The organism is Streptomyces sp. BE303 (assembly GCF_036290945.1).
In the GTDB taxonomy this organism is placed as follows: Bacteria; Actinomycetota; Actinomycetes; order Streptomycetales; family Streptomycetaceae; genus Kitasatospora.
Genome location: NZ_JAQYWZ010000637.1, coordinates 1 through 25,086 on the forward strand (window position 1 = coordinate 1; position 25,086 = coordinate 25,086).

Annotated in this window: 25 protein-coding genes; 13 read left to right on the forward strand and 12 right to left on the reverse strand. The window is 74.4% G+C overall.

Annotation, left to right across the window (positions count from 1 at the left end; all coding sequences use genetic code 11):
* A partial coding sequence (locus PUR56_RS14465) for an ABC transporter ATP-binding protein (RefSeq protein WP_329949207.1) occupies window positions 1–652 on the forward strand: 652 nt, incomplete at its 5' end.
* Window positions 653–737: 85 nt separating this feature from the next.
* On the opposite strand, the gene PUR56_RS14470 is transcribed toward PUR56_RS14465, so the two are convergent.
* From PUR56_RS14470 to PUR56_RS14490, 5 genes are all read right to left on the reverse strand, one after another.
* The gene (locus PUR56_RS14470) at window positions 738–2,447 is read right to left on the reverse strand and encodes an ABC transporter family substrate-binding protein (protein WP_329949208.1); all 1,710 of its coding nucleotides are present in this window, start codon (window positions 2,445–2,447) and stop codon (window positions 738–740) included.
* 299 nt (window positions 2,448–2,746) lie between these two features.
* Window positions 2,747–5,014, reverse strand: a complete 2,268-nt coding sequence (locus PUR56_RS14475; protein WP_329949209.1) for a peptidoglycan binding domain-containing protein — start codon at window positions 5,012–5,014, stop codon at window positions 2,747–2,749.
* A 236-nt stretch (window positions 5,015–5,250) separates the two neighbouring features.
* Window positions 5,251–5,712: a DUF6113 family protein gene (locus tag PUR56_RS14480; RefSeq protein WP_329949210.1), complete on the reverse strand. Its 462-nt coding sequence runs from the start codon at window positions 5,710–5,712 to the stop codon at window positions 5,251–5,253.
* Window positions 5,709–6,620 (reverse strand): N-acetyl-1-D-myo-inositol-2-amino-2-deoxy-alpha-D-glucopyranoside deacetylase, encoded by a 912-nt coding sequence (mshB, locus tag PUR56_RS14485; RefSeq protein ID WP_329949211.1) that lies wholly within the window; start codon window positions 6,618–6,620, stop codon window positions 5,709–5,711. The genes PUR56_RS14480 and mshB overlap by 4 nt, the downstream gene beginning before the upstream one ends.
* A 30-nt stretch (window positions 6,621–6,650) precedes the next feature.
* Entirely contained in the window at window positions 6,651–6,845 is a 195-nt protein-coding gene (locus PUR56_RS14490) for a DUF2304 family protein (RefSeq protein WP_329949212.1), read from the reverse strand.
* 314 nt (window positions 6,846–7,159) lie between these two features.
* Between PUR56_RS14490 and PUR56_RS14495 the strand changes: the two genes are divergently transcribed.
* Both PUR56_RS14495 and PUR56_RS14500 read left to right on the forward strand, forming a co-directional pair.
* Window positions 7,160–9,313, forward strand: a complete 2,154-nt coding sequence (locus tag PUR56_RS14495; RefSeq protein ID WP_329949213.1) for a S9 family peptidase — start codon at window positions 7,160–7,162, stop codon at window positions 9,311–9,313.
* A 383-nt stretch (window positions 9,314–9,696) separates the two neighbouring features.
* The gene (locus tag PUR56_RS14500) at window positions 9,697–9,897 is read left to right on the forward strand and encodes a hypothetical protein (protein ID WP_329949214.1); all 201 of its coding nucleotides are present in this window, start codon (window positions 9,697–9,699) and stop codon (window positions 9,895–9,897) included.
* 29 nt (window positions 9,898–9,926) lie between these two features.
* Here the strand turns inward: PUR56_RS14500 and PUR56_RS14505 are convergent, their stop codons facing one another.
* The gene (locus PUR56_RS14505) at window positions 9,927–10,844 is read right to left on the reverse strand and encodes a transglutaminase-like domain-containing protein (protein WP_329949215.1); all 918 of its coding nucleotides are present in this window, start codon (window positions 10,842–10,844) and stop codon (window positions 9,927–9,929) included.
* Between the two features lie 23 nt (window positions 10,845–10,867).
* Window positions 10,868–11,887, reverse strand: coding sequence for a GNAT family N-acetyltransferase (locus PUR56_RS14510; RefSeq protein WP_443034497.1), 1,020 nt, complete (start codon window positions 11,885–11,887; stop codon window positions 10,868–10,870).
* A gap of 130 nt (window positions 11,888–12,017) precedes the next feature.
* Here PUR56_RS14510 and fdxA point away from each other — a divergent pair, with 130 nt between their 5' ends.
* A complete protein-coding gene (gene fdxA, locus PUR56_RS14515; RefSeq protein ID WP_030459925.1) occupies window positions 12,018–12,344 on the forward strand; it encodes a ferredoxin in 327 nt (108 codons plus the stop codon).
* A 21-nt stretch (window positions 12,345–12,365) separates the two neighbouring features.
* Window positions 12,366–13,538: a succinyldiaminopimelate transaminase gene (dapC, locus tag PUR56_RS14520; protein ID WP_329949217.1), complete on the forward strand. Its 1,173-nt coding sequence runs from the start codon at window positions 12,366–12,368 to the stop codon at window positions 13,536–13,538.
* 99 nt (window positions 13,539–13,637) lie between these two features.
* Here the strand turns inward: dapC and PUR56_RS43430 are convergent, their stop codons facing one another.
* Entirely contained in the window at window positions 13,638–14,423 is a 786-nt protein-coding gene (locus PUR56_RS43430) for a hypothetical protein (RefSeq protein ID WP_380356453.1), read from the reverse strand.
* A 372-nt stretch (window positions 14,424–14,795) separates the two neighbouring features.
* Window positions 14,796–15,809: a hypothetical protein gene (locus PUR56_RS14530; protein WP_329949218.1), complete on the reverse strand. Its 1,014-nt coding sequence runs from the start codon at window positions 15,807–15,809 to the stop codon at window positions 14,796–14,798.
* Between the two features lie 177 nt (window positions 15,810–15,986).
* On the opposite strand from PUR56_RS14530, the gene dapE reads away from it, so the two are divergent.
* Both dapE and PUR56_RS14540 read left to right on the forward strand, forming a co-directional pair.
* On the forward strand, window positions 15,987–17,060 hold the full coding sequence (dapE, locus tag PUR56_RS14535) for a succinyl-diaminopimelate desuccinylase (RefSeq protein WP_329883185.1): 1,074 nt from the start codon (window positions 15,987–15,989) through the stop codon (window positions 17,058–17,060).
* A 99-nt stretch (window positions 17,061–17,159) separates the two neighbouring features.
* On the forward strand, window positions 17,160–17,969 hold the full coding sequence (locus PUR56_RS14540) for a TIGR00730 family Rossman fold protein (protein ID WP_329883184.1): 810 nt from the start codon (window positions 17,160–17,162) through the stop codon (window positions 17,967–17,969).
* Window positions 17,970–17,988: 19 nt separating this feature from the next.
* Here the strand turns inward: PUR56_RS14540 and folP are convergent, their stop codons facing one another.
* Window positions 17,989–18,801, reverse strand: coding sequence for a dihydropteroate synthase (gene folP / locus PUR56_RS14545; RefSeq protein WP_329883221.1), 813 nt, complete (start codon window positions 18,799–18,801; stop codon window positions 17,989–17,991).
* Window positions 18,802–18,957: 156 nt separating this feature from the next.
* Here folP and PUR56_RS14550 point away from each other — a divergent pair, with 156 nt between their 5' ends.
* Together PUR56_RS14550 and PUR56_RS14555 are read left to right on the forward strand one after the other, a co-directional pair.
* Window positions 18,958–19,389: a DivIVA domain-containing protein gene (locus PUR56_RS14550; protein ID WP_329883183.1), complete on the forward strand. Its 432-nt coding sequence runs from the start codon at window positions 18,958–18,960 to the stop codon at window positions 19,387–19,389.
* Window positions 19,386–20,030, forward strand: coding sequence for a DNA-3-methyladenine glycosylase I (locus tag PUR56_RS14555; RefSeq protein WP_329949219.1), 645 nt, complete (start codon window positions 19,386–19,388; stop codon window positions 20,028–20,030). Before PUR56_RS14550 ends, PUR56_RS14555 begins: the two co-directional genes overlap by 4 nt.
* A gap of 57 nt (window positions 20,031–20,087) precedes the next feature.
* Here the strand turns inward: PUR56_RS14555 and PUR56_RS14560 are convergent, their stop codons facing one another.
* On the reverse strand, window positions 20,088–20,888 hold the full coding sequence (locus tag PUR56_RS14560; protein ID WP_329883182.1) for an enoyl-CoA hydratase-related protein: 801 nt from the start codon (window positions 20,886–20,888) through the stop codon (window positions 20,088–20,090).
* Window positions 20,889–21,196: 308 nt separating this feature from the next.
* On the opposite strand from PUR56_RS14560, the gene PUR56_RS14565 reads away from it, so the two are divergent.
* Window positions 21,197–21,364, forward strand: coding sequence for a DUF3117 domain-containing protein (locus tag PUR56_RS14565; protein WP_014137929.1), 168 nt, complete (start codon window positions 21,197–21,199; stop codon window positions 21,362–21,364).
* Between the two features lie 141 nt (window positions 21,365–21,505).
* Here PUR56_RS14565 and PUR56_RS14570 read toward each other — a convergent pair whose 3' ends face one another.
* Window positions 21,506–22,075 carry an O-methyltransferase gene (locus tag PUR56_RS14570; protein ID WP_380356471.1) on the reverse strand — a complete coding sequence of 190 codons (570 nt, stop codon included), beginning with the start codon at window positions 22,073–22,075 and terminating at the stop codon, window positions 21,506–21,508.
* Between the two features lie 382 nt (window positions 22,076–22,457).
* Between PUR56_RS14570 and sigE the strand changes: the two genes are divergently transcribed.
* From sigE to PUR56_RS14585, 3 genes are all read left to right on the forward strand, one after another.
* On the forward strand, window positions 22,458–23,198 hold the full coding sequence (gene sigE, locus PUR56_RS14575) for an RNA polymerase sigma factor SigE (RefSeq protein WP_380356468.1): 741 nt from the start codon (window positions 22,458–22,460) through the stop codon (window positions 23,196–23,198).
* On the forward strand, window positions 23,195–24,217 hold the full coding sequence (locus tag PUR56_RS14580) for a zf-HC2 domain-containing protein (RefSeq protein WP_329949220.1): 1,023 nt from the start codon (window positions 23,195–23,197) through the stop codon (window positions 24,215–24,217). The genes sigE and PUR56_RS14580 overlap by 4 nt, the downstream gene beginning before the upstream one ends.
* Before the next feature lie 131 nt (window positions 24,218–24,348).
* Window positions 24,349–24,798, forward strand: coding sequence for a sec-independent translocase (locus PUR56_RS14585; protein ID WP_329949221.1), 450 nt, complete (start codon window positions 24,349–24,351; stop codon window positions 24,796–24,798).
* The last annotated feature ends 288 nt before the right edge of the window (window positions 24,799–25,086 follow it).

Genomic DNA, 25,086 nt, shown 5'->3' on the forward strand with positions numbered 1-25,086 from the left:
CCACCCGGAGGTGGCCCCGAAGGGCGACCGCCGCAAGGCCGTCCAGGACCTGCTGGACGTGGTGGGCCTGAACCCGGAGTACATCAACCGGTACCCGCACCAGTTCTCCGGCGGCCAGCGCCAGCGCATCGGCATCGCCCGGGGGCTGGCGCTCAAGCCGGAGCTCATCATCTGCGACGAGCCGGTCTCCGCGCTGGACGTCTCGGTGCAGGCGCAGGTGATCAACCTGCTGGAGCAGCTCCAGAGCGAGTTCGAGCTCTCGTACATGTTCATCGCGCACGACCTCTCGATCGTCCGGCACATCTCCGACCGGGTCGGCGTGATGTACCTCGGCAAGATGGTCGAGATCGGGACGGAGGAGCAGATCTACTCCCACCCGACGCACCCGTACACCCAGGCGCTGCTCTCCGCCGTCCCGGTGCCCGATCCGACCGGGCGCGAGTCCCGCGAGCGGATCCTGCTCAGCGGGGACATCCCCTCACCGGCCAACCCGCCGTCGGGCTGCCGGTTCCGCACCCGCTGCTGGAAGGCGGAGGAGCGCTGCTCCACCGAGATCCCGCTGCTGGCGGTGCCGTCGACCCTGGAGGGGCCGGCCGCGCACGAGTCGGCCTGCCACTTCGCGGAGGTGCGGGACGTGATCGGCGCGGGCTGAGCACGGCCGCCGAAGGGCCCCGGAGTCGCGCGGACTCCGGGGCCCCGTGCGTGCGGGACGCGCCACCGGAGGGCGCGCCCGGGCGTCACTTCTGGAAGCCGACGTTCTCCCAGACGATGTCCGAGAGGCCCTGGGCGCCGATGTTGGCCAGGTCGACGCGGGCGCCGTACAGCTGCGGGCGCTGGTAGAGGGGCAGCACGCCGGCCACCTTCCACAGCTCCGCGTCGGCCTGGTTGATCGCCTCGAAGGCGACGGCCGCGTCGCCCGCGGCGGCGGCCCGGTCGAGCGCGCCGTCGACCGCCTGGCTGCCGGCCTGGGAGTGGTTGGTGCCGCCGTTCTGGACGAAGTTGGCCCGGTTGCCGCTGGCCGGGAACGGCGTGCCGAGCAGCGAGTAGGCGGCGATGTCGAAGTCCCGCCGGTTGACGTACTTGTCGAAGAACTCGTTGGCGTTGGCGGTGACGGTGGTGACCTTGACCCCGACGTCCTTGAGCATCCGGGTGGTGACCGCGGCCTCGTTCTGGGCCTGGGTGACGCCGGCCGGGATGACCATCCGCAGGTTGAGCTCCTTGCCCTCCTTCCTGCGGACGTCGCCGTCCAGCTTCCACCCGGCGGCGTCGAGCTTGCGGACCGCCTCGGCCGGGTCGTACCGGCTGAGGCCGAGCGAGTTGTCCCGGTAGGCGTTCTGGTTGGCCACCAGCAGGTGGTTGTTGAGGACGACGGTGGGCCAGTCGAGGCCGGCGAGGTCGGTCCGGGCGATGGTGTCACGGTTGATCGCCTGGAACAGGGCCTGGCGGACCGACGGGTCGGAGAGGGCGGGACTCCTGCTGTTCAGCGTGAACTGGCGGAAGTCGGGCCCGCCGGCGCGCCGGACGGCGGCGCCCCGGATGCCCCGGATCAGCTGGTAGCCGGCCACGTCCGGGCCGTTGCTGAAGAAGTCGATCTCGCCCTTGGCGAAGGCGGCGGCCATGGTGTTGGGGAGCATGGCGTGGAAGACGATCCGGTCCAGCAGCGGCTTCTCGCCCCACCAGGCGGGGTCGGCGACCACGGTGACGGTCTGGGCCGCCCGGTCCAGCTTCTCCACCTTGAACGGGCCCGCGGTGACCGGGATCGCGTCCAGGTAGGCGGTGTTGAACAGGTCGGGCGTGCCGGTCCGGCTGGCCGGGAGGAGCGGTGCGTTGGCGGCGCCGTTGAACATCGACTGCCACTCGGAGAACGGCCGCTCGAAGGTCATCACGGCCTGGTACTCGTCCTTGCCCCGCTCGACGGCGGAGACCAGCTCGAATCCGGTGCTGCTGGCGGACTTGTAGGCCTGGTCCCGGCCGTTCAGCGCCCGCCAGTTGGCCTCGATGTCGCGCCAGGTGATCGGCGTGCCGTCGGACCAGCGGGCCTTGGGATTGAGCGTCCAGACGACGACCTGGCGGCCGTCCCGCTGCTCGGCGTGCGCGTCCTGGAGGTAGGCCGGGTTGGGAGTCTGGGTGCCGGCCGCGTCGGAGCGGAAGAAGGTCGGCAGCAGGGGCTTGGTGACCGTGATGGTGGAGGACTCGCTGCCGTCGGTCTGGATCGGCGACCACTGGGTGGAGTACTGGGCCACCGCGACGTGCAGGGTGCCGCCCTGGCGGAGTTCGGCGCGTTCGTGCGGGTTGATGTCGACGGCGGTGAGCTTGGGGGTCTCGACCGAGCTCGGTACGGCCAGGGCGCCGCCGGAGCCGGAGCTGCACGAACAGAGCGTCAGCGAGAGCGAGACGGCGGTGAGGCCGGCGAGCAGGGCCGTGCGGTGGGGCAGGGGGCGGCCCATGGTGGTTCTCCCGGGGCGGATGCGGCGGACGGTACGGCGTCACATCTTGCTGACCCGGGAGCGGAGTTGGGGGGGGGGGGGGCGGGGCGCCGGGGGGGGGCCCGGGGGGGGGGCGGGGGGGGGGGGGGGCCGGCGCCCGCGCGCCCGGGGGGGGGGGGGGCGGGGGCCCGCCGCCACACACTCGGGGGCGCGGGGGGGGGGGGGGGGGGGGGGGGCGCGCCACACTTTGGGCCCGCGGGGGGGGGGTGGGGGGGGGGGGGCGCCCCGGCCGGGGCCCCCCCCCCCCCACAACTCCGCGGTCAGACGGTGAACTTGACCGTGCGGTCCCGCTCGCCGGTCTTGTCCAGCACCGAGGTGACCGCGTCGGCGACGTCCTGCGGGGTGATCTGGACCAGCTGGCCGTTCTTCTTCATCTTGACCTTGTCGAAGGCCCCGGCCAGCTGGCCGTTGAGCGCGTCGAGGTCCCACTTGGGCACGATCTTGCCGTTGGCGTCCGGCACCAGGGTGAGGGTCTTGGCGGCGATCTTCGGGGTGAAGTCCCACTTCTTGGCGCCGGCCTGGATGCGGACGATGCCGTTCACCGCGGACTTGCCGAGGGTGTCGGCGGCGCCCTGCAGGGCCTGCGGGGAGTTCTTCGGCTGGGCGGCCGTCACGGACAGCGCGACCGGCTGGTCGGTCCGGCCGGCGGCGCGGTCGCGGTAGGCCGCGTCGACCAGCTCCACGGCGGAGGCGGAGTCCACGGCCTGGCCGGCCTTGCCCGGGACCACCACGACCTCGCCGTTGTCGCCGAACTTGACGTAGCCCTCCTGCAGGCCCTGGCCGGAGCCGGTGGCCAGGGCGTCCAGGGCGGCCTTGAGCTTGGCCCGGTCCACCTTGACCTCCGGCGGGACGGCCTTCTCGTCGCCCTTGAGCGACTTGAGGACGTCGGCCGGGTTGTAGGAGTGCTGGGTGAGCTTGTCGACGGTGGCGGTGGTGTCGAAGCTCAGCCCGGCGGCGGTCGGGTCGAGGTCCAGCGTCTGCTCGCCGACCTTCAGCTTGACCGGCTGCTGGCCGGCCTTGCCGACGGTCTCGTCGAGCTGGCGGATGGCCTGGTCGCGGTTGCTCCCGCCGATGTCGGTGCCGAGCACGACGGTGCCCTTGGGGATGTCGGACTGGTTCATCATCAGACCGGTGCCGTACGCGGCGGCGCCGAGGAAGAGCACGCCGATGACGGCGTAGGTGCCGAGCTTGACCAGCTTCTTGGCGGCGCTGGGCTTGCGCTTGGCGGTGCCGGAGGCGGGCTTGGGGGCGGCCGGCTGCGGGGCGGGTGCCGGGGTGGGCACGGGGGCCGGGCCGGGGGCGGGTACGCCGGTGCCCGGGCCGTCGTACTGCGGCAGGCCGGGGGCGGCGCGGAACGGGTCGGCGGGTGCGGCGTCGAAGGCTCCACCGGGGCCACCGGGGCCACCGCCGGCACCCGGGCCGCCCGGCTCGCCCTGGCGGAGGGGTGCGCCGGGGAAGAGGCCGGCGGGCGGCGGTGTGCCGTTCGGCCCGGCGGCCGGCGGGCGCTGGGCGGCGAACGGGTCGGCGCCGGCCGGGGCGGAGGCGAACAGGCCGGGCTGCGGGGCGCCGTTGGGGGCGCCGGCGCCACCGGGCACGCCGGGTATGGCGGCGGGCGGGGCGTCGTCGCGGATCGGTGCGAAGCCGTCGACCGAGGTGTCCTCGGGTCCGCCGGGCAGCGGGCGGCCGGGGCCCTGGGGGGCCCGGCCGGGTGCACCGGCGCCGGGGGCGAACGGGTCGGCGGCGGGGCCCGGGGCGAACGGGTCGGCCGGGGCGTCCGCGTAGACGCCGGCCTCCTCGGCGGGGAGTTCCGGGCCGGTGCCGTAGGGCGAGGCGGGTGCGCCGGTCGGGCGAGGCGCGGGGGCCTGCGCCTGGGCGGGCACCGGGCGGCCGTTCGGGCGGCCGGCGTCGGGGCGGCTGCCGTTCGGCCGGGTGCCGTTGCGCCGGGGTCCGGCGTCGGGAGCGGCCTGGGCCGGCTGGGCGGCGGTGGCCTGGGCACCCGGGGCGCCGACCGGGGCCGAGGCCGCGACGGGAGCCGGGGCGTCGGCGGCCTTCTTCTGCCGCGGCCGGAACCACGCGCCGGTCGACTCGGACTCGGAGGTGGCCGGCGGGATCTGCCACTCCGGGGGCAGGTTCGGCGGGGTGGCCGCGCGCGCGCCGCCGCCGTCCATCACACCGAGCACCGGTGAGGAGGGCGCGGCGGAACGGTGCCGGGGCCCGGCCGGTTCGGCCGGGGCGGGCGCCGGGGCGTCCTCGCCGGGGCCGTCCTCGTTCTTGACCGCGCTGCGGACCACCACCGGCGGGATCGGGCGCGAGCCGGGGATGTTGATCCGGACGCGGGTGGTGACGGTGGTCTCGGTCTTCGGGGACTCGTCGTCGCCCTCCGGAGCCGAGCCCCCGGCGGTGCCGGCACCCGTGCGGTCGCCGCCGGGGAAGCCCGGTGTGCCGTAGGGCGGGGTGCCCGACGGGTAGGCGTCCGGGCCCGTGCGCCGAGGCGTCGGGTGGGCGTTCTCAGATTCGCGGCTGCTCAATGCTGCTCTGCTCCGGGTTCGCGGGCCGGGCCGTGCGGCGCGACCGCGGTCGTCGGCGCCGGACCTGGCGGGCGGCGTCGGGTACGGCGTTCTGCGGCACCACCATACTGGGAAGAACTGAGCGGTGAACCGGTTCGGTTAGAACCCGATACGTCCGGTTCTTCCGGTATGAGAGTACGACCGGGTGGTCCTGACTGCTCGTCGTACCGGCCACCGTACGCGGTTCGGCGGGTCGATCAGCGCGGCGGACCGGGTACTCCGGGAAACCAGCTGGTCCGGGTCGGCAGGGTGGCGCAGATCACGCCCAGAATCGATCCGACGAACAGCCAGGCGAGCGACGTGGCATTGGTCCAGAGGACGTTGTCGCCCTCCGGCCGGGGCACCATCAGCAGCAGCAGGGCGAGGAACCAGCCGGCCGCCGGCGCGGCCGCGCCGAGCCGGGTCCCGGTGACCCGCAGGCCGGCGTAGAAGGTCGCGGCGGTGGCGGCGAGTGCGAGCAGGACTCCCACGGGTGGCCACAAGGCCTGCACAAACGCTCCGCACACCGATACCGCGATGCCCAGCAGGAAGAACAGGACATAAGCCGCGATCCGTGCGATGCGGGGTGGCTGGGACTCGTTCAGCCGTTCGTCCCGGGTGCCGAGGACGGTCGCCGGGATCGAGCGGCGCTGCGGCCGGGCGTCGGCGGGCGCGGTCATCGGGCATCCTCCTGGGAGATCTGGTCCGCGGCCGTGCCGAGGCCCGCGAAGAGGTCGTCCTCCGGCAACCGGGGACCGGCCTGGCCGCGCACCAACTGGTAGTACTCGGTGGCGATCAGCGGCTGACCGAGGTCGTTGGAGAGCGCGAAGAAGTCGCCCGCCACGGTGATCTGGGTGGCGTGCGCCGCCATCGCGGCGGCCTTGCGGTCGGCGTACGCGGCGCCGTCCAGCACGGTGGTGACCGCCTCGTCGGCGACCACCCCCGGAACGTCCCCCGGCTTCGCCACGCCCGGGAACGGCGACCCGGCCGCGGTCGCGGCGAGACCCCGCTCGATCACCGACCGGGGCATCCGGTTCCAGTACACCTTGGCGATCCGCCAGGCCGGCCCCAGTTCGGGCCGGTACGCCCCGTCGGCGGCCAGCTCGTGGGCGCGCATCGCGACCCGGTGCGTCTGGATGTGGTCCGGGTGCCCGTAGCCGCCGTCCTCGTCGTAGGTGACCAGGACCTGCGGACGCACCTCGCGGACGACCGCGACCAGCCGGCCGGCGGCCTCGTCCACGTCGGCCCGCCAGAAGCAGTCCGGCGCGTCGTTGTCGGGCACGCCCGACATCCCGGAGTCGCGGTAGCGCCCCGGGCCGCCCAGGAAGCGGAAGTCGGTGACCCCGAGCGCGCGCATCGCCTCGGACAGCTCGCCGATCCGGTGCGCGCCGAGGGTGTCCTCCCGATCGGCCGTCAGGTGGGCCAGCTCCGGGGGGATCACCTCACCGCCCTCGCCGAGGGTGCAGGTCACCAGGGTGACGCGGGCGCCCTCGGCGACGTACCTGGCCATCGTGGCGCCGTTGCCGATCGACTCGTCGTCGGGATGGGCGTGCACCAGGAGCAGGCTGCGGCCGGTAGTGGCGGTCATGGGAGCAGCCTAACGACCGGCCGCACGGGGTCAGAGCTTCAGGCCGTTGATCATCCCGGCGAGGTTGCTGGTGACCTGACTGATCGAGGGGGCGATGGAACTGGAGGCCAGGTAGAAGCCGAGCAGCGCGCAGACGACGGCGTGCGCGAGCTTCAGGCCGGAGCGGCGGATCAGCACCACCACGATGACCAGCATCAGTAGGGCTGCGGAGACGGACAAAGCCATGGCGGCTCACACCCCTTCTCGGGTGCGCCGCCCCCGGCGGAGGGCGGCGGTCGGGACCGTGCGGGACTTGCGGTCGGGCGGCCGGGGCCGGGACGAGGCCTGACGATCACCCGTTGGACCAGTCATACCCGATGGGTGAGCGGATCATTACGTTCGGTGAGTCCGCGCACCCCGGGGCACGGGGGCACCACCGGGGCGCATGGGCCGGTCGGAGGGGGTGCGGGCCCCTTCCGGGCGTACTTGCGCCGGATGCTCCGAACGAGTGATCACCACCGGCCGGAGGGTGGCACCTCCAGGTCGTAGGGTCAGGTGCCATGACCACCCACACCCCAGCGGACACCTTCCCGAGGCAGTACGCGCGCACCCTGCGCTACACCGTCGGCGCGCCCCGGTCGTTCTCCGTCGCACCCGACGGCTCCCGGGTCGTCTTCCTTCGCTCGCGGTCCGGCAGCGACCGCGCCAACCTGCTCTGGACCCTCGACACGGCCACGGGGGAGGAGCGGGTCGCCGCCGACCCGGTCGCCCTGCTCGGCGGCGGCGAGGAGGACCTCTCCCCGGCCGAGAAGGCCCGCCGTGAGCGCAGCCGGGAGGGCTCGGCCGGCGTCGTCGGCTACGGCCTGGACGGCAGCGGCCGGATCGCCGCCTTCGCGCTCTCCGGCCGCCTCTTCACCGCCGACCTGGTCGACGGCACCACGGCCGAGCTGCCCGCCGAGGGACCGCTGCTCGACCCGCGGCCCTCCCCGGACGGCCTCCACGTCGCGTACGCGAACACCGCCGGCGAGCTGCGGCTCACCCGTACCGACGGGACGGCCGACCGGGCCCTCGTCCGGCCCGACGGACCCAACGTGACCTGGGGTCAGGCCGAGTTCATCGCCCAGGAGGAGATGCACCGGGACCGCGGCTACTGGTGGTCCCCGGACGGCGACCGGCTGTTGGTCGAGCGCGCCGACGACACCCCGGTGCGCCGCTGGTGGATCGCGGACCCGGCGAACCCGGACCGCGAGCCCGCCGAGGTCGCGTACCCGGCCGCCGGCACCGCCGACGCCGAGGTCGGCCTCTGGGTGCTCGACCTGGACGGCGCCCGCACCGAGGTGCTCTGGGACCGCGGGGCCTTCCCGTACCTGGCCCGGGTGCACTGGTCGCAGGGCGGCGTCCCGCTGCTGCTCGTCCAGGCCCGCGACCAGCGCAGCCAGCGGATCCTCGGGGTGGACGTCGAGACCGGCGCGACCGAGCTGCTGCACGAGGAGCGGGACGACGCCTGGCTGGAGCTGTTCCCCGGCGTGCCCGCCTGGACGCCGGACGGCAAGCTGGTCCGCATCTCCGACGAGTCGGGCGCCCGGACGCTGGTGGTCGGCGACCTGAACGTCACCGGCGCCGACCTGCACCTGCGGTCGGTGCTCGCCGTCACCGCCGACGAGGTCTTCTTCACCGCCTCCGGCGGCGCGGGCGAGAGCGACCCCGAGCCGGGCTGGATCGCCGCAGGCCGGATCAGCCACGACGGCAAGCGGCTCTCCTGGGAGGCCGCCAACGGCCGGCCGTTCACCTCCGTCACCACCGCCGTGCACGCGGCCGGCATCACCGTGCGGGCCACCGCGGAGCCGGACCTGCCCGGCACGCTGGTGCAGGTCGCCCGGGACCTGCCGGAGGGCCTGGTGGTGGACGACATCGCCACCATCGCCTCCTACGCCGAGGCCCCGGTGATCACCGCCCGCCCGGTCTTCCGCTTCGCGGGCGAGCGCCGCATCCCCGCGGCCGTCTTCCTGCCCACCGGCTACGACCGCGAGCGGGACGGCCTGCTGCCGGTCCTGATGGACCCGTACGGCGGCCCGCACGGCCAGCGCGTCGTCCAGGCGCACAACCCGCACCTCAACTCGCAGTGGTTCGCCGACCAGGGCTTCGCGGTGGTCGTCGCCGACGGGCGCGGCACCCCCGGGCGCACGCCGGCCTGGGAGAAGTCGATCGCCTTCGACTTCGCCGGCGCCACCCTGGACGACCAGGCCGACGCGCTGCGGGCGCTCGCCGGGGAGTTCCCGCTGGACCTCGACCGGGTCGCCATCCGCGGCTGGTCGTACGGCGGCTACCTCGCCGCGCTCGCCGTGCTGCGCCGTCCGGACGTCTTCCACGCGGCCGTCGCGGGCGCCCCGGTCACCGACTGGGAGCTGTACGACACCCACTACACCGAGCGCTACCTCGGCCACCCCGCCGAGCGGCCGGAGGTGTACGCGGCCAACTCGCTGAGCGGCTACGCGGCGGGCCTGGAGCGGCCGCTGATGATCATTCACGGTCTGGCCGACGACAACGTGGTGGCCGCGCACACCCTGCGGCTCTCCTCGGCGCTGCTGGCGGCCGGCCGGCCGCACGTGGTGCTGCCGCTGTCGGGGGTCACCCACATGACGCCGCAGGAGGAGGTGGCGGAGAACCTGCTGCTGCTCCAGGTCGACTTCGTGAAGAAGTCGCTCGGAATCTAGACCCGGCGACTGGACGGTCCGGGACGGTCGGGGGCGGGCGGTGTGAGGGGGAGCGGGGCCGGAACAGGGCGCCGGGCCCGCGGACGAGCGGTGCCGGGAGCCCATGCCGCTCCCCCTTGGCCGAGGGCGCCCGCGCGGGGCGATCCGTCCGGCCTCCGGGGAGGACGGTAGCCCCCGCCTCCGACAACCGCCCCGGTGAACGCCCCGGACCGGCTCCGGTCTGCGGCTCCGGTGGCCGCTCCGCCCGGTACGGGGACCGGCCCCCGGTCGGCACCCCGTCCGCGGGCGGTTGCCCCGGGCGGTTGCTGCGGGCGGAGGAACTCTCCGTGCCGAAGGATCGGCCGGGCCGCTGTCGGGCGCGGGCGGCGGGCACCATGACGGGCATGTCGAAGCCTGCCGTGTCGGTGCTCGCCGCCCTGCTCGTGGCCCTGGTCCCCTGCGCCGCGCTCACCCCGGCCGGAGGTCCGGACCGGGGGGCGTGCACCGTCGGCTTCTTCGCCGGGGATCCGCTCGTGACCGCACGGCCGGTCGCCCCGGTGGCCGACGTCCCCGGCTGTCCGGCCGCCGTCGAGCGCGGGCTGTAGCGCGCGTCCGACGATTCCCGCCGGGCGGCTCAGTTCAGCCGGTGCCGCGCGGCCCGGGCGTCCCGGCGGACCTTGGCGGCGGTGTCGGGATCGAAGGCGTCCAGGATCTCGGCGTACTCGTCCATCTCCCCGGCCCCGCCCAGGAAGTCGCCGGTGCGGACCAGCAGCTCCGCCCGTTCCAGGCGGAGCTGGGCGGGGTGGCGGGGGAGGAGCAGGGCGAGTTCGGTGGCCCAGAGCTGGGTGCGAGCGTGTTCGGGGCGGTCGGCGGCCCAGGCCCGGATGTTGCCGAGCACCCGCAGCACGATGTCCAACGGTGCCGCGGGGGTGAGCAGTTCGGCGGTGAACTCGTGTCCGGTGGCGCGGACGAGCTCCGCCGCGTCCGGCAGGTCGAGCAGCCGTCCGCCGTGGAACGGGTCGGCCAGCACGTAGTCGTCGCCGCCGGCGGGGCCGCCGACCGCGACGATGAAGTGGCCGGGCAGGGCGATCCCGTGCACGGCGAGTCCGGCCCGCCGGCCGACGGCCATCCAGACCAGCGCGAGCATGATCGGCAGACCGCGCCGGCGCCGCAGCACGTCGGGCAGCAGCGAGGACTCCAGCCGCCGGTAGTCGGACTTCCGTCCGTGGAACCGCTCCCGGCCGCCGAGGACGGCGGCCAGCAGGGCGGCGGTCTCCTCGGGCCCGGCCGGGAACCGTTCGGCGACGGCGAGCCGGACCGAGGCCGCGTGCCGTTCGAGCGCGGCCTCACAGGCGGCGAGCAGGGCCGCGAGGGCGGGCGGGCCCGGCAGGTCGTCCGGGTCGTCCGGGTCGGGGGTGCGGGTGTGCTCGGCGGCCGCGAGCAGGCAGAGCAGCACCGGATCGGGGTGCTCGGCCCGGGCCTCGGTCCGGAAGCGTGTTCTGCTCTGCTCGGTCACGGTGGCTGCGGCGGCTTTCTGGGGACGGGCGGACAATCAGGCGGTTCCACGCGTGGGCGCTACCCCTGGGGGAGCCGCGCGTAGTGGTAAGTGTGACTGGTCGTGAAGCCGAGTCCGTCATACAGCGCGACGGCGCCGTCGTTCTCCGCCTCGACCTGGAGGAACGCGCCGGTGGCGCCCTCCTCGGCGGCGCGGGAGGCGAGCACCGCCATCAGCGCGGTGGCCAGCCCGGCCCGTCGCGCGCGGGCATCGACCTCGACCGCGCCGAAGCAGGCCCACGGGCCGTCGACGACGCACCGTCCGATCGCCAGCGGGGGCCGGCCCTGCGCCCCGGGCACGGTCGCGAACCAGACCGACGGCCCGCCGTGGATCACCCGCAGGGCGGCCTCCTCGACCGCCGGGTCGTCGGAGGCCCGGCGGTACAGCGACAGCCACTGCGGCCCGGCCGTCCGGGAGAGCCGCACCCGGCCGACCGCCGCCGGGGCGCCCGCCCGGGCGAGTCCGGCCAGTGGTGCGACCCGCACCAGGGTCGGCGAGTACACCGCGCCGAGCCGGTCCAGCGCGGCCCGCAGCGGTTCCGGGGAGCCGGGCGTGCTGACCTCCACCCAGGCCGGCAGCCCGCGCGCCGCGTACCAGGCGCGGGCGGCCGCGAGCGCCTCGTCGAGCGGGAGCCCGGGGTCGCCGAGCGCCTGGACGGAGTTGGCCCGCCGGGTGAATCCGGCCGAGGCGCGCAGCGTCCACGCACCGAGCGGTTCCCGGTCGACGGCCGGCCAGCCGCGGGCGGCGATCCGCTGGAGTTCGACCGGGGAGGCGGCCGGCAGCGGCGCGCGCCTGGCCGGGAAGAGCGGTACGACCTTGCCCGCGACGAGCAGCCGCTCGTCGAAGGAGACCGGTCCGCCGGTGCGCGGGACGACGGTCAGTCCCCGGTCGTCCCAGGAGGCGAGCACGCCGATCACGTCGCGGAACTCGGGCCTGCCGTCCACGAGGCCCGAGAGACGTCGGGCGGAGACCCGCAGGCCAACGTCCGCACGGCCTATCCGGACTTCCGGACGGTCCTGAACCGGCCCTTCGGCGGCCATCTGGGCACCTCCTGTGCATTTGCGGTCTCCGACCCGCGATACTAGGGGCGGGCATCGACGACGCCGCGCTCACCCGCGCACGCGAGAAAACAGAATGGGCCGCCGTGCCCTTCCGAGGAGGAACGACAGCGTGACCTACGTCATCGCGCAGCCTTGTGTCGACGTCAAGGACAAGGCGTGCATCGAAGAGTGCCCGGTTGACTGCATCTACGAGGGCGAGCGATCGCTCTACATCCACCCGGATGAGTGTGTCGACTGTGGCGCTTGTGAGCCGGTCTGCCCGGTCGAGGCGATCTTCTACGAGGACGACACGCCGGAGGAGTGGAAGGACTACTACAAGGCGAACGTCGAGTTCTTCGACGATCTCGGTTCGCCCGGTGGTGCGTCGAAGCTCGGTCTGATCGAGCGCGACCACCCGTTCATCGCCGCTCTGCCGCCGCAGAACGCCGAGCACTGACCGATCGGTGGCATCTGAGCTGTGACTACCAAGAACAGCACGCACGCGCCGTTCCCGGGCCACCCGGGAGCGGCGCGCCGCGTTTCGGACCTCCTGCCGGCCTTCCCCTGGGACAAGCTGGAGCCGTACAAGAAGACCGCTCTCGCGCACCCCGGAGGGCTCTGCGACTTCTCGGTCGGGACCCCCGTCGACCCGGTGCCCGAGGTGGTCCAGAAGGCGCTCGCCGCCGCGACCGACACCCCCGGCTATCCGACCGTCTGGGGCCCGGTGGAGCTGCGCGGGGCGATCGCCGACTGGCTGCACCGCCGGGTCGGCGCCGAGATCGGCCCGCAGGCCGTGCTGCCGACCGTCGGCTCCAAGGAGCTCGTGGCCTGGCTGCCGACCCAGCTCGGCCTCGGCCCCGGCGACCAGGTCGCCTACCCGCGGCTGGCCTACCCGACGTACGAGGTGGGCGCCCGGCTCTGCGGCGCCGATCCGGTGGAGTACGACTCGGTGGACGAGCTGGACGGTTCGCGGGTCCGCCTGATCTGGGTCAACTCGCCCTCCAACCCGACCGGCCGGGTGCTCGGCAAGGACGAGCTCCGCCGCACGGTCGCGTGGGCGAGGGAGCACCGGGCGCTGCTGGTCAGCGACGAGTGCTACCTGGAGCTGGGCTGGGAGGCCGACCCGGTCTCCGTCCTGCACCCGGACGTCTGCGGGACCGACGGTGACGGGAGGCAGCACGAGGGCCTGCTGGCCGTCCACTCCCTCTCCAAGCGCTCCAACCTGGCCGGCTACCGCGCCTCCTTCGTGGCGGGCGACCCGGTGGTGGTCAAGGAACTGCTGGAGGTGCGCAAGCACGGCGGCATGATCGTGCCGGCCCCGGTCCAGGCCGCGACGGCCGCGGCGCTCGCGGACGACGCGCACGTGGCGGAGCAGCGCGAGCGGTACGCGGCCCGGCGCTCGGCGCTGCGGTCCGCGCTGGAGGCGTACGGGTTCCGGGTCGAGCACTCGGAGGCGAGCCTCTACCTGTGGGTGACCCAGGACCGGCCGTGCTGGGAGACGGTGGCCGAACTGGCCTCCCTGGGCATCCTGGTGGCGCCCGGCGACTTCTACGGGCCGGCCGGCGGACGGTTCGTCCGGGTCGCCTTCACGGCGACCGACGAGCGGGTCGCGGCGGCCGTGGAGCGGTTGCACGCCGGGCCCGCGGCGTAGCGGAACGGCCCGGGGGAGCGGCGTCGTACGCGGCTCCCCCGGGCCGCACGAGGGGCCGGCGTGCAGGACGCCGGCCCCTCGGCATGCGGCGGGCGGGTCTCAGCCGATCGGCAGGCCGCCGAGGGCGCCGCCGTTGACGCCGCCCAGCAGGCTGCCGAGCGGGCCGGTCAGACCGGTCAGGCCGTTCAGCGGGCTGTTCGGGCCGAGGTCGGCGCCGCCCAGGCGGTTGGCCGAACCGTGCTCGGCCAGGCCGAGCACGTCGGCGCCCGGCAGGTCGGCCGCCAGGCCGCCGGGGAGGGCGCGGGTGACGGCGCCGAGCGGCAGCGCGTCGGTCACGGTGCCGGTGCTGGGAACGGCGCTGGTGAGGCCGGAGGCACCGGGGACGGCCTGGGTGAGGGCGCCGGCCTGGGAGAGCCCGCCGACCGGGTTGGCGCCGGCGCCGGCGCTGCGCTGCGTGGCGCCGTGGCCGGTGACGGCCTCGCCGAGCTTGCCGGCCAGGGCCTTGGCGACCTTCGGGGTGACGCCGGAGAGCTGGCCGGTGGTGGCGGCGGTCTGGTCGAGCGGTGCCGTCAGCGAGCTGGCCTTCTCGTTGGCCTCGGGGAGCTGCTGCGCGACGATGTTGCCGGTGGCGTCGGCGGTGGCGGGCACGCCCGCGGCGACGGTGGCGGCGCCGGTGTTCCCGGCCGCCTTGCCCAGCTCGTGGGTGGTGTGCTGGAGGGTGGAACCCGTGTCGGTGTTGGTCAGCTGGCCCAGCGGCGCGGCCAGGTCGCTCTTGGGCAGGAGGGCGTCGGCGGCGGACGCGGAGCCGGCCGCGACCAGCGGGGTCGCGCCGGCCGCCACGAGCAGTGCGGCCTGGGCGATCCGTCGCGTGAGGGGGTGAGACATGGGGCTCCTCGAAGGGGGTCTGGTGTCCGTCTCGTCCGCCGGGCGGACGACGTTGTTACCGCTTGAGAAGCCAGAAGGTTTCGGTCGGTGCAAGGAAAGCGTCGAGCCGACCATCGGATGGTACGACCGCCGTCGGGGTGGGCCCGGGTGCCCGGCCGGGGGTGTGCGGGTACGGCGGGGCAAGGGGAGTGACGGTTCTGCGCCAGGCCGGCCCGCCGGTACCGGCCGTCCACCTGCGTTGACGCGAATCACTCGTACGGCGGCAACCCGGACACCAGTGCGTCAGCGGCCCGGACCGGGCGGTTCCCGCCCCCGGAAACACCACTGCGCCGGGCCGTCCGGGTGACCGGTCGGCCCGGCGCAGCGGGCTGCTCAGCTCTTCGCGGCCGTGGCCAGCGAGACCAGCACCAGCGTGGTCGAGGTCCCGGTCGGCTGCGGCTTCCAGCCGTCCTCCGACTTCGCCTTCCGCCAGATCCTCCCGTCGTACGCGACGGTCTCGATGCCCAGCTTCTGGGCCTGGGTCACCGCCCAGTGCGCCACCGCCCAGCCGCTCTGGCGCTCGGCGTCCGGCCCGGCGTCGGTGGAGGCGGTCGGGTCCGGGGTCAGCGAGACGGCGTTCTCGGCGCCCTTGACCGTGGACGAGTAGCCGCCGGCCGGGGTCACCGTGCGGCCGAACTCGCGGCGGACCCGGTCGCTCAGCACCTGGGTCCGGTCCGGCGGGGCGGCGGCCGGGGCGGTGGCGCCGGGGGCGGTGGCCGTCGGTGCCTCCTCGGCCTCGTCGGGCGCCGCGAAGTCGTGCACCACGCAGTTCAGCGAGGCCGCCTCGCGGCCCGTCAGCGCGGAGGCCAGCAGGGTGGCCTTGGTCTCGTGCTTGGCGTAGGCCTGCGGGTAGCCGCTCTTCTGCACCTGCTGGGCCGCGTCGGTCAGCGGCAGCCGGGTGTAGCCGGGGACCTTCACCAGGCCGTCGAGGAACTTGTTGGTCGCGTAGACCGGGTCCATGATCTGCTGCACGGTGCCCCAGCCCTGGGAGGGCCGCTGCTGGAACAGGCCGACCGAGTCCCGGTCGCCGCCGGTCAGGTTGCGGATCTTGGATTCCTGCATCGCGGTGGCCAGCGAGATGGTCACCGCCCGGTCCGGCAGGGCGCGGGAGTGCGCGACGGCGGCGATGGTCGCCGCGTTGGCCGCCTGCGGGATCTCCAGCTCGCCCTCGCCGGCCGGGGTCTTCACCGAGCAGCCCTCGGGGGTCAGCAGCTTCTGGTCGCGGAGCCAGAACAGCCCGACCGCCACCACGGCCAGCACCAGCAGGCCGATCAGCACCGCCCGCAGTCCGCGACGCCGCCGGGGCACCGTGCCGTCGTCCCGGCCGCCGCTCCTTCTCCTGGCCACCGCCGCCCCTCTCACCGAAACCGTGCTGTCCGGACCGGGGTTCCGGGCCGGGCATCCGAACCGACACCGTACCCACTCGGACGGGTGTGCGGTGACCGTCGGTTGCGGGTGACGGTGTCACAGCCCCGCTACGGCGGGGCCGCGCCGTGACCCGCCACCGGACTAGGCTGGGTGACCATGAGCAGCCCGAAGACGTCCCTGGACCTCACCCTCGACGGCGGCGCGCTGACCGCCCAGCTGGTGGACTTCCCCTCCGTCAGCGGCGACGAGCAGGCGCTCGCCGACGCCGTGGAGGCCGCCCTGCGCGCCTACCCGCACCTGACCGTCGACCGGTACGGCAACAACGTGGTGGCCCGCACCGACCTCGGCCGGGCCGAACGCGTGCTGCTCGCCGGGCACCTGGACACGGTGCCGATCGCCGACAACCTGCCCTCCTACGTCGAGGGCGACCTCCTCTACGGCTGCGGCACCTCCGACATGAAGTCCGGCGTGGCCGTCCAGCTCAGGCTCGCCGCCACCCTGCCGGAGCCCAACCGCGACCTCACCTTCGTGTTCTACGACTGCGAGGAGGTGGAGGCCCACCGCAACGGCCTCGGGCACCTCGTCCAGGCCCACCCCGACTGGCTGGCCGCCGACTTCGCCGTGCTGATGGAGCCCAGCCAGGCCACCGTCGAGGGCGGCTGCCAGGGCACCCTGCGCGCACAGGTCCGGCTCACCGGCGTGCGTGCCCACTCGGCCCGCAGCTGGCTCGGCGACAACGCCATCCACCACGCCGCCGAGGTGCTCGGCCGGCTCGCCGCGTACGAGCCGCGCCGGGTCGAGATCGACGGGCTGGAGTACCGCGAGGGCCTCAACGCGGTGCGGATCGACGGCGGGGTGGCCGGGAACGTCATCCCCGACGAGTGCGTGGTGACCGTCAACTTCCGGTTCGCCCCGGACCGCGACGAGGCCGCGGCCGAGAAGCACGTGCGCGAGGTCCTCGACGGCTACGAGGTCACGGTCACCGACTTCGCCCCGGGCGCGCTGCCCGGCCTCGCGCAGCCGGCCGCCCGGGCGTTCGTGGCCGCGACCGGCGGCACGGCCCGCGCCAAGTTCGGCTGGACCGACGTCGCCCGGTTCAGCGCGCTCGGCGTCCCGGCGGTCAACTACGGCCCGGGCGACCCGAACCAGGCCCACAAGCGGGACGAGCACTGCTCGCTCACCGCCATCGCCGAGACCGAGGAGCGGCTGCGCGCCTGGCTGACCGACTGAGGCGACAAGCGCATCAACGGCTGAACGCCACCTTCCGGTTGCCCAACCGACCTTTCACCGTTGCCTGAAAACCGGGATCGGCGGGCGTAGGGTTTCGTCATGACAGGCACTGGAGACGAAAAGCACTACGGACACGGTCCTGAGCAGGTGGGCGAGCCGCACCCGAAGAAGGCGTGGCCCGAGAAGCAGAAGGGCCCGGTGCTGGTGCGCCGGGACCAGGTCGGCGAGAGCACGACGGACCAGCGCCTGCTGGACACCACCGGCCCGACCGACTGGCTGCACACCGACCCCTGGCGGGTCCTGCGGATCACCTCGGAGTTCGTCGAGGGCTTCGGCGCGCTGGCCGAACTCCCGCCCGCGATCAGCGTCTTCGGCTCCGCCCGGACCCCGGTCGACTCGACCGAGTACGCGGCGGGCGTGGCGATCGGACGGGCGCTGGCCGAGGCCGGCTACGCGGTGATCACCGGGGGCGGCCCCGGGGCGATGGAGGCGGCCAACCGGGGCGCCTCGGACGCCGGCGGGCTCAGCGTCGGGCTCGGCATCGAGCTGCCCTTCGAGCAGGGGCTCAACGAGTTCGTCGACCTCGGGCTGAACTTCCGCTACTTCTTCGTCCGAAAGACGATGTTCGTGAAGTACGCGCAGGGGTTCGTCGTCCTGCCCGGCGGCCTCGGCACGCTGGACGAGCTGTTCGAGGCGCTCACCCTGGTGCAGACGAAGAAGGTCACCCGCTTCCCGGTGATCCTCTTCGGCAGCGAGTACTGGGGCGGGCTGGCCGACTGGCTGAAGAACACCCTGGTCGCGCAGGGCAAGGCCGCCCCGCACGACCTGGAGCTCTTCCACATCACCGACGACATCGACGAGGTCCTGAAGATCCTCGCCGACGCCCGCCGGCCGGTGAACGAGATCTAGGCCCTGCCCGGCGCGCCTCTCAGGCCAACCCCCGGCGGGCGACCGCCGGGGGGCGGCTGCCGCGGATCGAGGCGACCATGTCCAGCACCTGCCGGGTCTCCGCCACCTGGTGCACCCGGTACACCCGGGCGCCCAGCCAGGCGGAGACCGCGGTGGTCGCCAGCGTGCCGAGCAGCCGCCGGTCCACCGGCAGGTCCAGGGTCTCGCCGACGAAGTCCTTGTTGGAGAGCGAGACCAGCACGGGGAACCCGGTCGCCGTCATCTCCGGCAGCCGCCGGGTCGCCTCCAGCGAGTGCCGGGTGTTCTTGCCGAAGTCGTGCCCCGGGTCGATGACCACCGCGTCCCGCCGCACGCCGAGCCCCACCGCCCGCTCGGCCAGCCCGACGGTCACCCGCAGGATGTCCGCCATCACGTCCGGGTACCCGGTCCGGTGCGGTCGGGTCCGCGGCTCGGCGCCGCCCGCGTGGGTGCAGACCAGCCCGGCGTCGTACCGGGCGGCCACCTCGGCCAGCCGCGGGTCCACCCCGCCCCAGGCGTCGTTCAGCAGGTCCGCGCCGACCTCGCAGACCGCCTCGCCGACCTCGTGCCGCCAGGTGTCGACGCTGATCACGGCCTCCGGGTGGCGCTTGCGCAGCTCCGCCACGAACGGCACGGTGCGCCTCAGCTCCTCCTCGACGGTGACCTCGTCGCCCGGCCCGGCCTTCACCCCGCCGATGTCCAGGATCGCGGCGCCCTCGGCCATCGCGCGGTCGGCGGCGGCGAACGCCGCCTCGTCGGCGAAGGTGGCGCCCTTGTCGAAGAACGAGTCAGGAGTCCGGTTGACGATCGCCATGATCACCAGCTCGTCGTCGCCGAATTCCCGTGGTCCCAGGCGCAGTGCCACCGATGTCTCCTCCACAGCTGCTGCGAGTGCGATGATGGCCCCCGGCCCATCGGGACCATGATCCCACTCCTGTCGGGGCCGGCCGGAAAATCGGGAGGACCGCTCGTGTTCTGGGTGATCGTGGTGGCGATGGCCGTGGTGGTCGGCGGCGCCGCGCTGGTGGCGCTGGGCGGGGGCGGCTCGCTGCCGGAGGCGGTGCACGACCGGATCGCCGCCGGGCTGCCGCAGGACCGCCCGCTCGGTCAGGAGGACGTCGAGGCGATCCGCCTGCCGATGGCCGTCCGCGGCTACCGGATGGACGAGGTGGACGACGTGCTCGACCGGCTGGGCGTCGAACTCGCCTACCGCGACGCGCGGATCGTCGAGCTGGAGGCGCTCGCCGCCGTGCGCGGCGCGGTGGAGGCCGCCGACCGCCCCGGCACGGGCGCCGAGCCGCTGCCCGGCCTGGAGGACTTCGCCAAGGTCGTCGAGCCCGCCGTCGTCCTCACCAAGGCTCCCGCCGGCCCGGAGGACGCGGAGCCGGCGGACGGCCGGTGAGCGCCGACGCGGACGTCGCGGCCGGTGCCCCGACGGACGCCCCGACCGGTGGCGCCGTCGTCGGCCCGGACGGCCTGCGCCGCTGCGCCTGGGGCGACTCGGCGGACGACTACCGCACCTACCACGACACCGAGTGGGGCCGCCCGGTCCACGGCGACGACGCCCTGTTCGAGCGGGTCTGCCTGGAGGCCTTCCAGTCCGGGCTCTCCTGGATCACCATCCTGCGCCGCCGCGAGGGCTTCCGGTCCGCCTTCGCGGGCTTCGAGATCGCGAGGGTCGCGGAGTTCGGCGAGGCCGACGTCGAGCGGCTGCTCGGCGACACCGGGATCATCCGCAACCGGGCCAAGATCGAGGCGTCGATCGCCAACGCCAGGGTCGCCCGCGACCTGGACGGCGGGCTGGACGCGCTGATCTGGCAGTTCGCCGCAGACCCGGACCGGCCGGCCCCCCGCTCGACGGGCGAGGTACCGGCCGTCACGCCCGAGTCGACGGCACTGGCCAAGGCGCTGAAGAAGGAGGGCTTCCGGTTCGTCGGCCCGACCACCGCCTACGCCCTGATGCAGGCCTGCGGGCTGGTCGACGACCACCTCGCCGACTGCCACGTCCGGTCCGTCCTCGACGGGACGCGGCCCGGGGCGTAGCGCGCGGTCGCCGGCGGACCTGCCGGCGGGCGGGCGGTCCGGCGGGCCGTGCGCCGGTCAGCGCCCCAGGTACTGCGGCTTCTCCTTGGCGATGAAGGCGCGGACCGCGATCCGGTGGTCCTCGCTGTCGCCGGCCAGCGTCTGCAGCTCGTCCTCCTTGTCGAGCAGCTCGCTCAGCGTGTGCGCGGCGCCGTACGCCAGAGACTCCTTGATCGCGCCGTACGCCACGGTCGGGCCATCGGCCAGCTCCTTGGCGAACACCCGTGCGGTGGCGGCCAGTTCGGCGGCCGGAACCACCTTGGTGGCCAGCCCCAGCTCCATCGCCTCGGCGGCCTTCACGGTGCGCGGCAGCATCAGCAGCTCGGTCGCCCGGGCGTGTCCGACCAGCCGCGGCAGCGTCCAGGACGCGCCCGAGTCGGCGGTCAGGGCGATACCGGCGAAGGCGGTGTTGAAGCCGGCTGTCTCCGAGACGATCCGAAAGTCGCAGGCGAAGGCCAGCGAGGCGCCCGCGCCGGCCGCCACCCCGCCCACCGCCGCCACGGTCGGCTTGCGCATCCCGGCCAGCGCCCGCAGCAGCGGGTTGTAGTGCTCGGCGACGGTCTTCAGCGCGCCCTCGCCGGTCTCCTCGGCCTGCCGGAGCCGGCCCAGGTGCTCCTTGAGGTCCTGGCCGACGCAGAACGCCCGGTCGCCCGCGCCGGTGAGCAGGACGGCCCGCACCGCCGGATCCTCGGCGGCGGCCGTCACGGTGTCACGCAGAGCCACCTTGGTGGGTACGTCCAGCGCGTTCATCGCCTCCGGGCGGTTGATGGTGATGACGGCCAGGCCGCCGTCCAGCTCGTACAGCACGGAATCGGACATGGGGCGAGGGCTCCCTTGCTCGTCGCGCGGTGATCGCACGGTGGTCGTGGGCTGCCAGGATGCCGGAGTGCGGGGCCGGCTGGGGAGTGTGAGGTATCGCACCTTCCGGCGGCGGACTGATCACCGCCGCGCCGGGGCTTATGGCGGGAAATGCGCCGGTTGGGGGCGGTCCGGCCGAGGTTGCACCGAGAGTGATGTTGGTCATCAGGCCGTGGCATGCGGGATAATGGCTTCCGATCAATGCGTTCGATACCGGCGGTGGACGGACTGCCGGTGCGTAGCTGAGCGTTGCAGGAAGGGGAACGAGCATGGCGGCCATGAAGCCGCGGACGGGTGACGGCCCGCTCGAAGTCACCAAAGAGGGGCGGGGCATCATCATGCGCGTTCCGCTCGAAGGCGGCGGACGCCTCGTGGTGGAGCTCACGCCTGACGAGGCCGACGCCCTCGGTGAGGCCCTGAAGAAGGCCTGCGGCTGACCGCAGCAGGTGCTCGCCATCTCCTGGAGATGTGCCACCGGCCCGGGTCCGACGATCACGTCGGCCCGGGCTCGGCCGTTCCCGGGCCGCTACGGGCCCTGGGAGCCCGCCGCGCGGCCCCCGGGCCCCCCGGGTCGGCCCTCAGCGTTTGACGGCGCAGAGCAGCCCGTCCGAGACCGGCAGCAGCGCCGGCAGCAGCTTCTCGCTCTCCCGGACGTCGCGCACCAGGTCGCGGACCGACCGGGTCTGCGGGTCCTGCTGCTCCGGCTCGGCCAGCCGGCCCTCCTGGAAGACGCCCTCGAAGCAGACCATCCCGCCCGGCCGCAGCAGCCGCAGCGACTCCGCCAGGTACTCCTGTGACTCCGCCGGGTCGCCGTCGCAGAACACCAGGTCGTACTGGCCGTCGGCGAGCCGCGGCAGCACCTCCAGGGCCCGGCCCGGTATGAACCGCGAGCGGTTGGCCGCGAAACCGGCGGCCTGGTACGCCTCCCTGGCCAGCTGCTGGCGGACCGGTTCGGAGTCGACGGTGGTGAGCACGCCGTCCGGCCGCATCCCGCGCAGCAGGTAGACCCCGGAGACGCCCGTCCCGGTGCCGATCTCGGCCACCGCCTTGGCGTCCAGCGCGGCCGCGAGCAGCCGGAGGCAGGCGCCTCCGCTGGGTCCGATCGCCCTGATTCCGGTCCGCGCGGACTGTGCCCGGGCGTAGGTCAGCACCGCGTCCTCGCCGACGTAGGTGTCCGCGAGAGCCGCATGCGCGGGCCCGAACTCGCTGATGGCTGCCTCTTTCGGAGCCCCGGGTGGCGGCCCGGCGCCTAGCGGATGTCGATATTTCCTGCCACAGATTACTGGCCGGGCGGGAACCGCGTACGGCGGCGGGCCGTTGGTGAGGCAGGGACCGGGGGAACAGGAGGTTCCCGGGCCTGTTCTCCGGCTTGACGGCCGCGGGCACTTTTATCCGGGCTTGACGGGTGAGGTGGATATGGTGGTGGCCCTGCTGGGCAGAAGAGCCGACCGAGGAGGTGTGGCCGAGGGCGACGTCCCTGTGCGGCGGCACTCCCGCGGCACCGCGTCGGCCCGTACGCCGAAGCCCGTGATGAACCAGCCTGCGCACTCCACTCCGGACCAGCCGGCCGCCGCGCCCCAGACGCCGGCCGCCGGTACCGCCGAGGCCCCCGCCCTCGCGACCTTCGCCGAGGGCCCCGACGCGCAGACCTGGACTCCGCCCAGCTGGGAGGAGATCGTCGAGGCCCACAGTGCCCGTGTCTACCGCCTCGCCTACCGGCTGACCGGTAACCAGCACGACGCCGAGGACCTCACCCAGGAAGTCTTCGTCCGGGTGTTCCGTTCGCTGTCCACGTACACCCCCGGCACGTTCGAGGGCTGGCTGCACCGGATCACCACCAACCTGTTCCTGGACATGGTCCGCCGACGCCAGCGCATCCGCTTCGACGCGCTCGGTGACGACGCGGCCGAGCGGCTGGCCTCGCGCGAGCCCAGCCCGGCCCAGCACTTCAGCGACACCCACTTCGACGCCGACGTCCAGCAGGCGCTGGACACCCTGGCGCCCGAGTTCCGGGCCGCCGTGGTGCTCTGCGACATCGAGGGACTCTCCTACGAGGAGATCGCCGCGACGCTCGGCGTGAAGCTCGGTACCGTCCGCAGCCGCATCCACCGCGGCCGCTCGCACCTGCGTGCCGCGCTCAAGCACCGCGCACCCGGTGCCGCCCCCGGCCGTGAGCGCCGCGGCGGCGGTGCCGACGAGCCGGTGCCGGTCGGCGCCGTCGCCGGTGAGGCCGCGGTCGCGCCGGGCGGTCGCGGACGGAGGCGGTCGTGAGCGCAACCGGCCGGTCAGGACCGGGCCACTCCGACGTGCCCGGCCGGGCCGCGGCCCGCCGGGGCGGCTGGGCCGCCCTGGGGCGGCGCGGCCACGACGGGACCGACCCCTCCGGGGAACCGCAGCCGGAACGCGGCCAGGCCGGAGCGCCGGGCGAGCCCGCGCTGCGCGCCGTCGCGGTCCGCCCGGGCGAGCCGGCCGTCGAGGAGCACCATCTCGGTGAGCGGCTCTCCTCCTTCGTCGACGGCGAACTCGGCCACGACTCGCGCGACCGCGTCCAGGCCCATCTGGCGACCTGTCCGCAGTGCCTCGCCGAGGCCGACGAGGGCCGCGCCGTCAAGCACCTCCTCACCCGCACCGGTACGCCCGGCCCGTCGTCGGCGCTGATGGCCCGGCTGATGGCCGTCGGCGCGCTCCCGGAGGACGAGCGGTCGCCGGTCGACCGCCCGGGCCGGGACGACGACGACCTGCCCGGCGGCGGGCTGCCGGCCGCCGGGACGCTCGGCGGCAGCCGGCTGAACGGCGGTTCGTTCGGCCGCGGGGCCGGCGCCTCCTTCGGAGCGGGCGCGCTGGGCGCCGACGCGCCGCTGCCCGGGGTCGACCCGCGGGCGTTCGGTCGCGGCGGTGCGGTCCTGCGCCCGCTGATGGGCCGGCGGACCGCCCGCCCGACGGCCCCGGTCGGGCCGCAGCCACTGGCCGCGGCTGCCCCGGTGGTCCGGCAGGTCCCGCCGCGCGGGCGCCGCTTCGTCTTCGCCGCCGCCGGCGCCTTCTCGGTCGCCGCGGTGACGCTCGGCGGGGTCGGCGGCTTCGCCGGCCCGGGCGACGAGCAGCACGGCACCACGATCAGCCCGGCCGGCGGCAACGGCCGCGGCGGCGGGCTGGTCCCCATGAACGCGCAGGTACCGGTGGACTTCCCGGTCCGCCCGGTGGCGGTCACCCGGGGCGCGACCCCGCCGCACGAGGTGCCGGAGCGCACCCCGAGCTCCGGGATGGCCGGGCTGCACCACGAGAACAGATAGGCGGCGGTGGCCCCTGCGGTCACGGTCATCGGCGGGTCTTCACCACGGCTTCATCACACCGGGGTCATGAACCCGCCGATGGCCATTACCCTGTGAGGGACGTTGTCCGATCGCGAGCTTAGGGAGCTTTGGTGTTCAGTGACGTGGGCACACTGGAGGTCCTGACCCTGGCCATCATGGCCATCGTGATCTTCGGTCCGGACAAGCTGCCGAAGCTGATCCAGGACACCATGGGCTTCATCCGGAAGATCCGTTCCTTCGCCGACACGGCGAAGGAGGACATCCGCAGCGAGCTCGGTCCCGAGTTCAAGGACTTCGAGTTCGAGGACCTCAACCCGAAGACCTTCGTCCGCAAGCAGCTCATGGGCGGCGAAGAGGACCCGCTGGGCCTCAAGGACATGCGGGACAGCCTCGACATCCGCTCGGTGCTGGACGACAAGCCCGCCGCCGCCGTGAACGGCCACGGCCGGTCCGGATCCGTCTCGATGGACAAGTCCTCGGTCACGGCCCCGGTGGCCGCCGCCGCCGGCTCCCCGCTGCAGCCCGGCGAGCGCCCCCCGTTCGACCCGGACGCCACCTGAGCGGTGCTTCGCCCGCTCGCCTCCGGGGCGTTCCGGCCCGGCGCCGACGGTCGGTGCCCCCTCGTTCCCGCGTCGTTCCCGCGCTTCGGCGCCGGCCCCGCGCTCACCCTTCCGGCGCCCGTCCGACGACACCACCGCCCCGCCCGCCCGCACGGCTGAGCGGGGCGGCGACGTGGGCGCCGCTATTGTGCTGATTGTTCCCGCTGTGCCGTCTGTCACTTTCCGGTCCGTTCCGGACCGAAGACGGTCGGTGGGGACGCCGCGGTACGCCACGATGGGAGCGCGCCA

Bases quoted from the DNA above. Each gene is read 5' to 3' on its own strand.
- PUR56_RS14470 (WP_329949208.1), bottom strand. From the start codon at position 2,447: ATGGGCCGCCCCCTGCCCCACCGCACGGCCCTGCTCGCCGGCCTCACC.
- PUR56_RS14480 (WP_329949210.1), bottom strand. From the start codon at position 5,712: ATGACCGCGCCCGCCGACGCCCGGCCGCAGCGCCGCTCGATCCCGGCG.
- mshB (WP_329949211.1), bottom strand. From the start codon at position 6,620: ATGACCGCCACTACCGGCCGCAGCCTGCTCCTGGTGCACGCCCATCCC.
- PUR56_RS14490 (WP_329949212.1), bottom strand. From the start codon at position 6,845: ATGGCTTTGTCCGTCTCCGCAGCCCTACTGATGCTGGTCATCGTGGTG.
- PUR56_RS14495 (WP_329949213.1), top strand. From the start codon at position 7,160: ATGACCACCCACACCCCAGCGGACACCTTCCCGAGGCAGTACGCGCGC.
- PUR56_RS14500 (WP_329949214.1), top strand. From the start codon at position 9,697: ATGTCGAAGCCTGCCGTGTCGGTGCTCGCCGCCCTGCTCGTGGCCCTG.
- PUR56_RS14510 (WP_443034497.1), bottom strand. From the start codon at position 11,887: ATGGCCGCCGAAGGGCCGGTTCAGGACCGTCCGGAAGTCCGGATAGGC.
- PUR56_RS43430 (WP_380356453.1), bottom strand. From the start codon at position 14,423: ATGTCTCACCCCCTCACGCGACGGATCGCCCAGGCCGCACTGCTCGTG.
- dapE (WP_329883185.1), top strand. From the start codon at position 15,987: ATGAGCAGCCCGAAGACGTCCCTGGACCTCACCCTCGACGGCGGCGCG.
- PUR56_RS14540 (WP_329883184.1), top strand. From the start codon at position 17,160: ATGACAGGCACTGGAGACGAAAAGCACTACGGACACGGTCCTGAGCAG.
- folP (WP_329883221.1), bottom strand. From the start codon at position 18,801: ATGGCGATCGTCAACCGGACTCCTGACTCGTTCTTCGACAAGGGCGCC.
- PUR56_RS14560 (WP_329883182.1), bottom strand. From the start codon at position 20,888: ATGTCCGATTCCGTGCTGTACGAGCTGGACGGCGGCCTGGCCGTCATC.
- PUR56_RS14565 (WP_014137929.1), top strand. From the start codon at position 21,197: ATGGCGGCCATGAAGCCGCGGACGGGTGACGGCCCGCTCGAAGTCACC.
- sigE (WP_380356468.1), top strand. From the start codon at position 22,458: ATGAACCAGCCTGCGCACTCCACTCCGGACCAGCCGGCCGCCGCGCCC.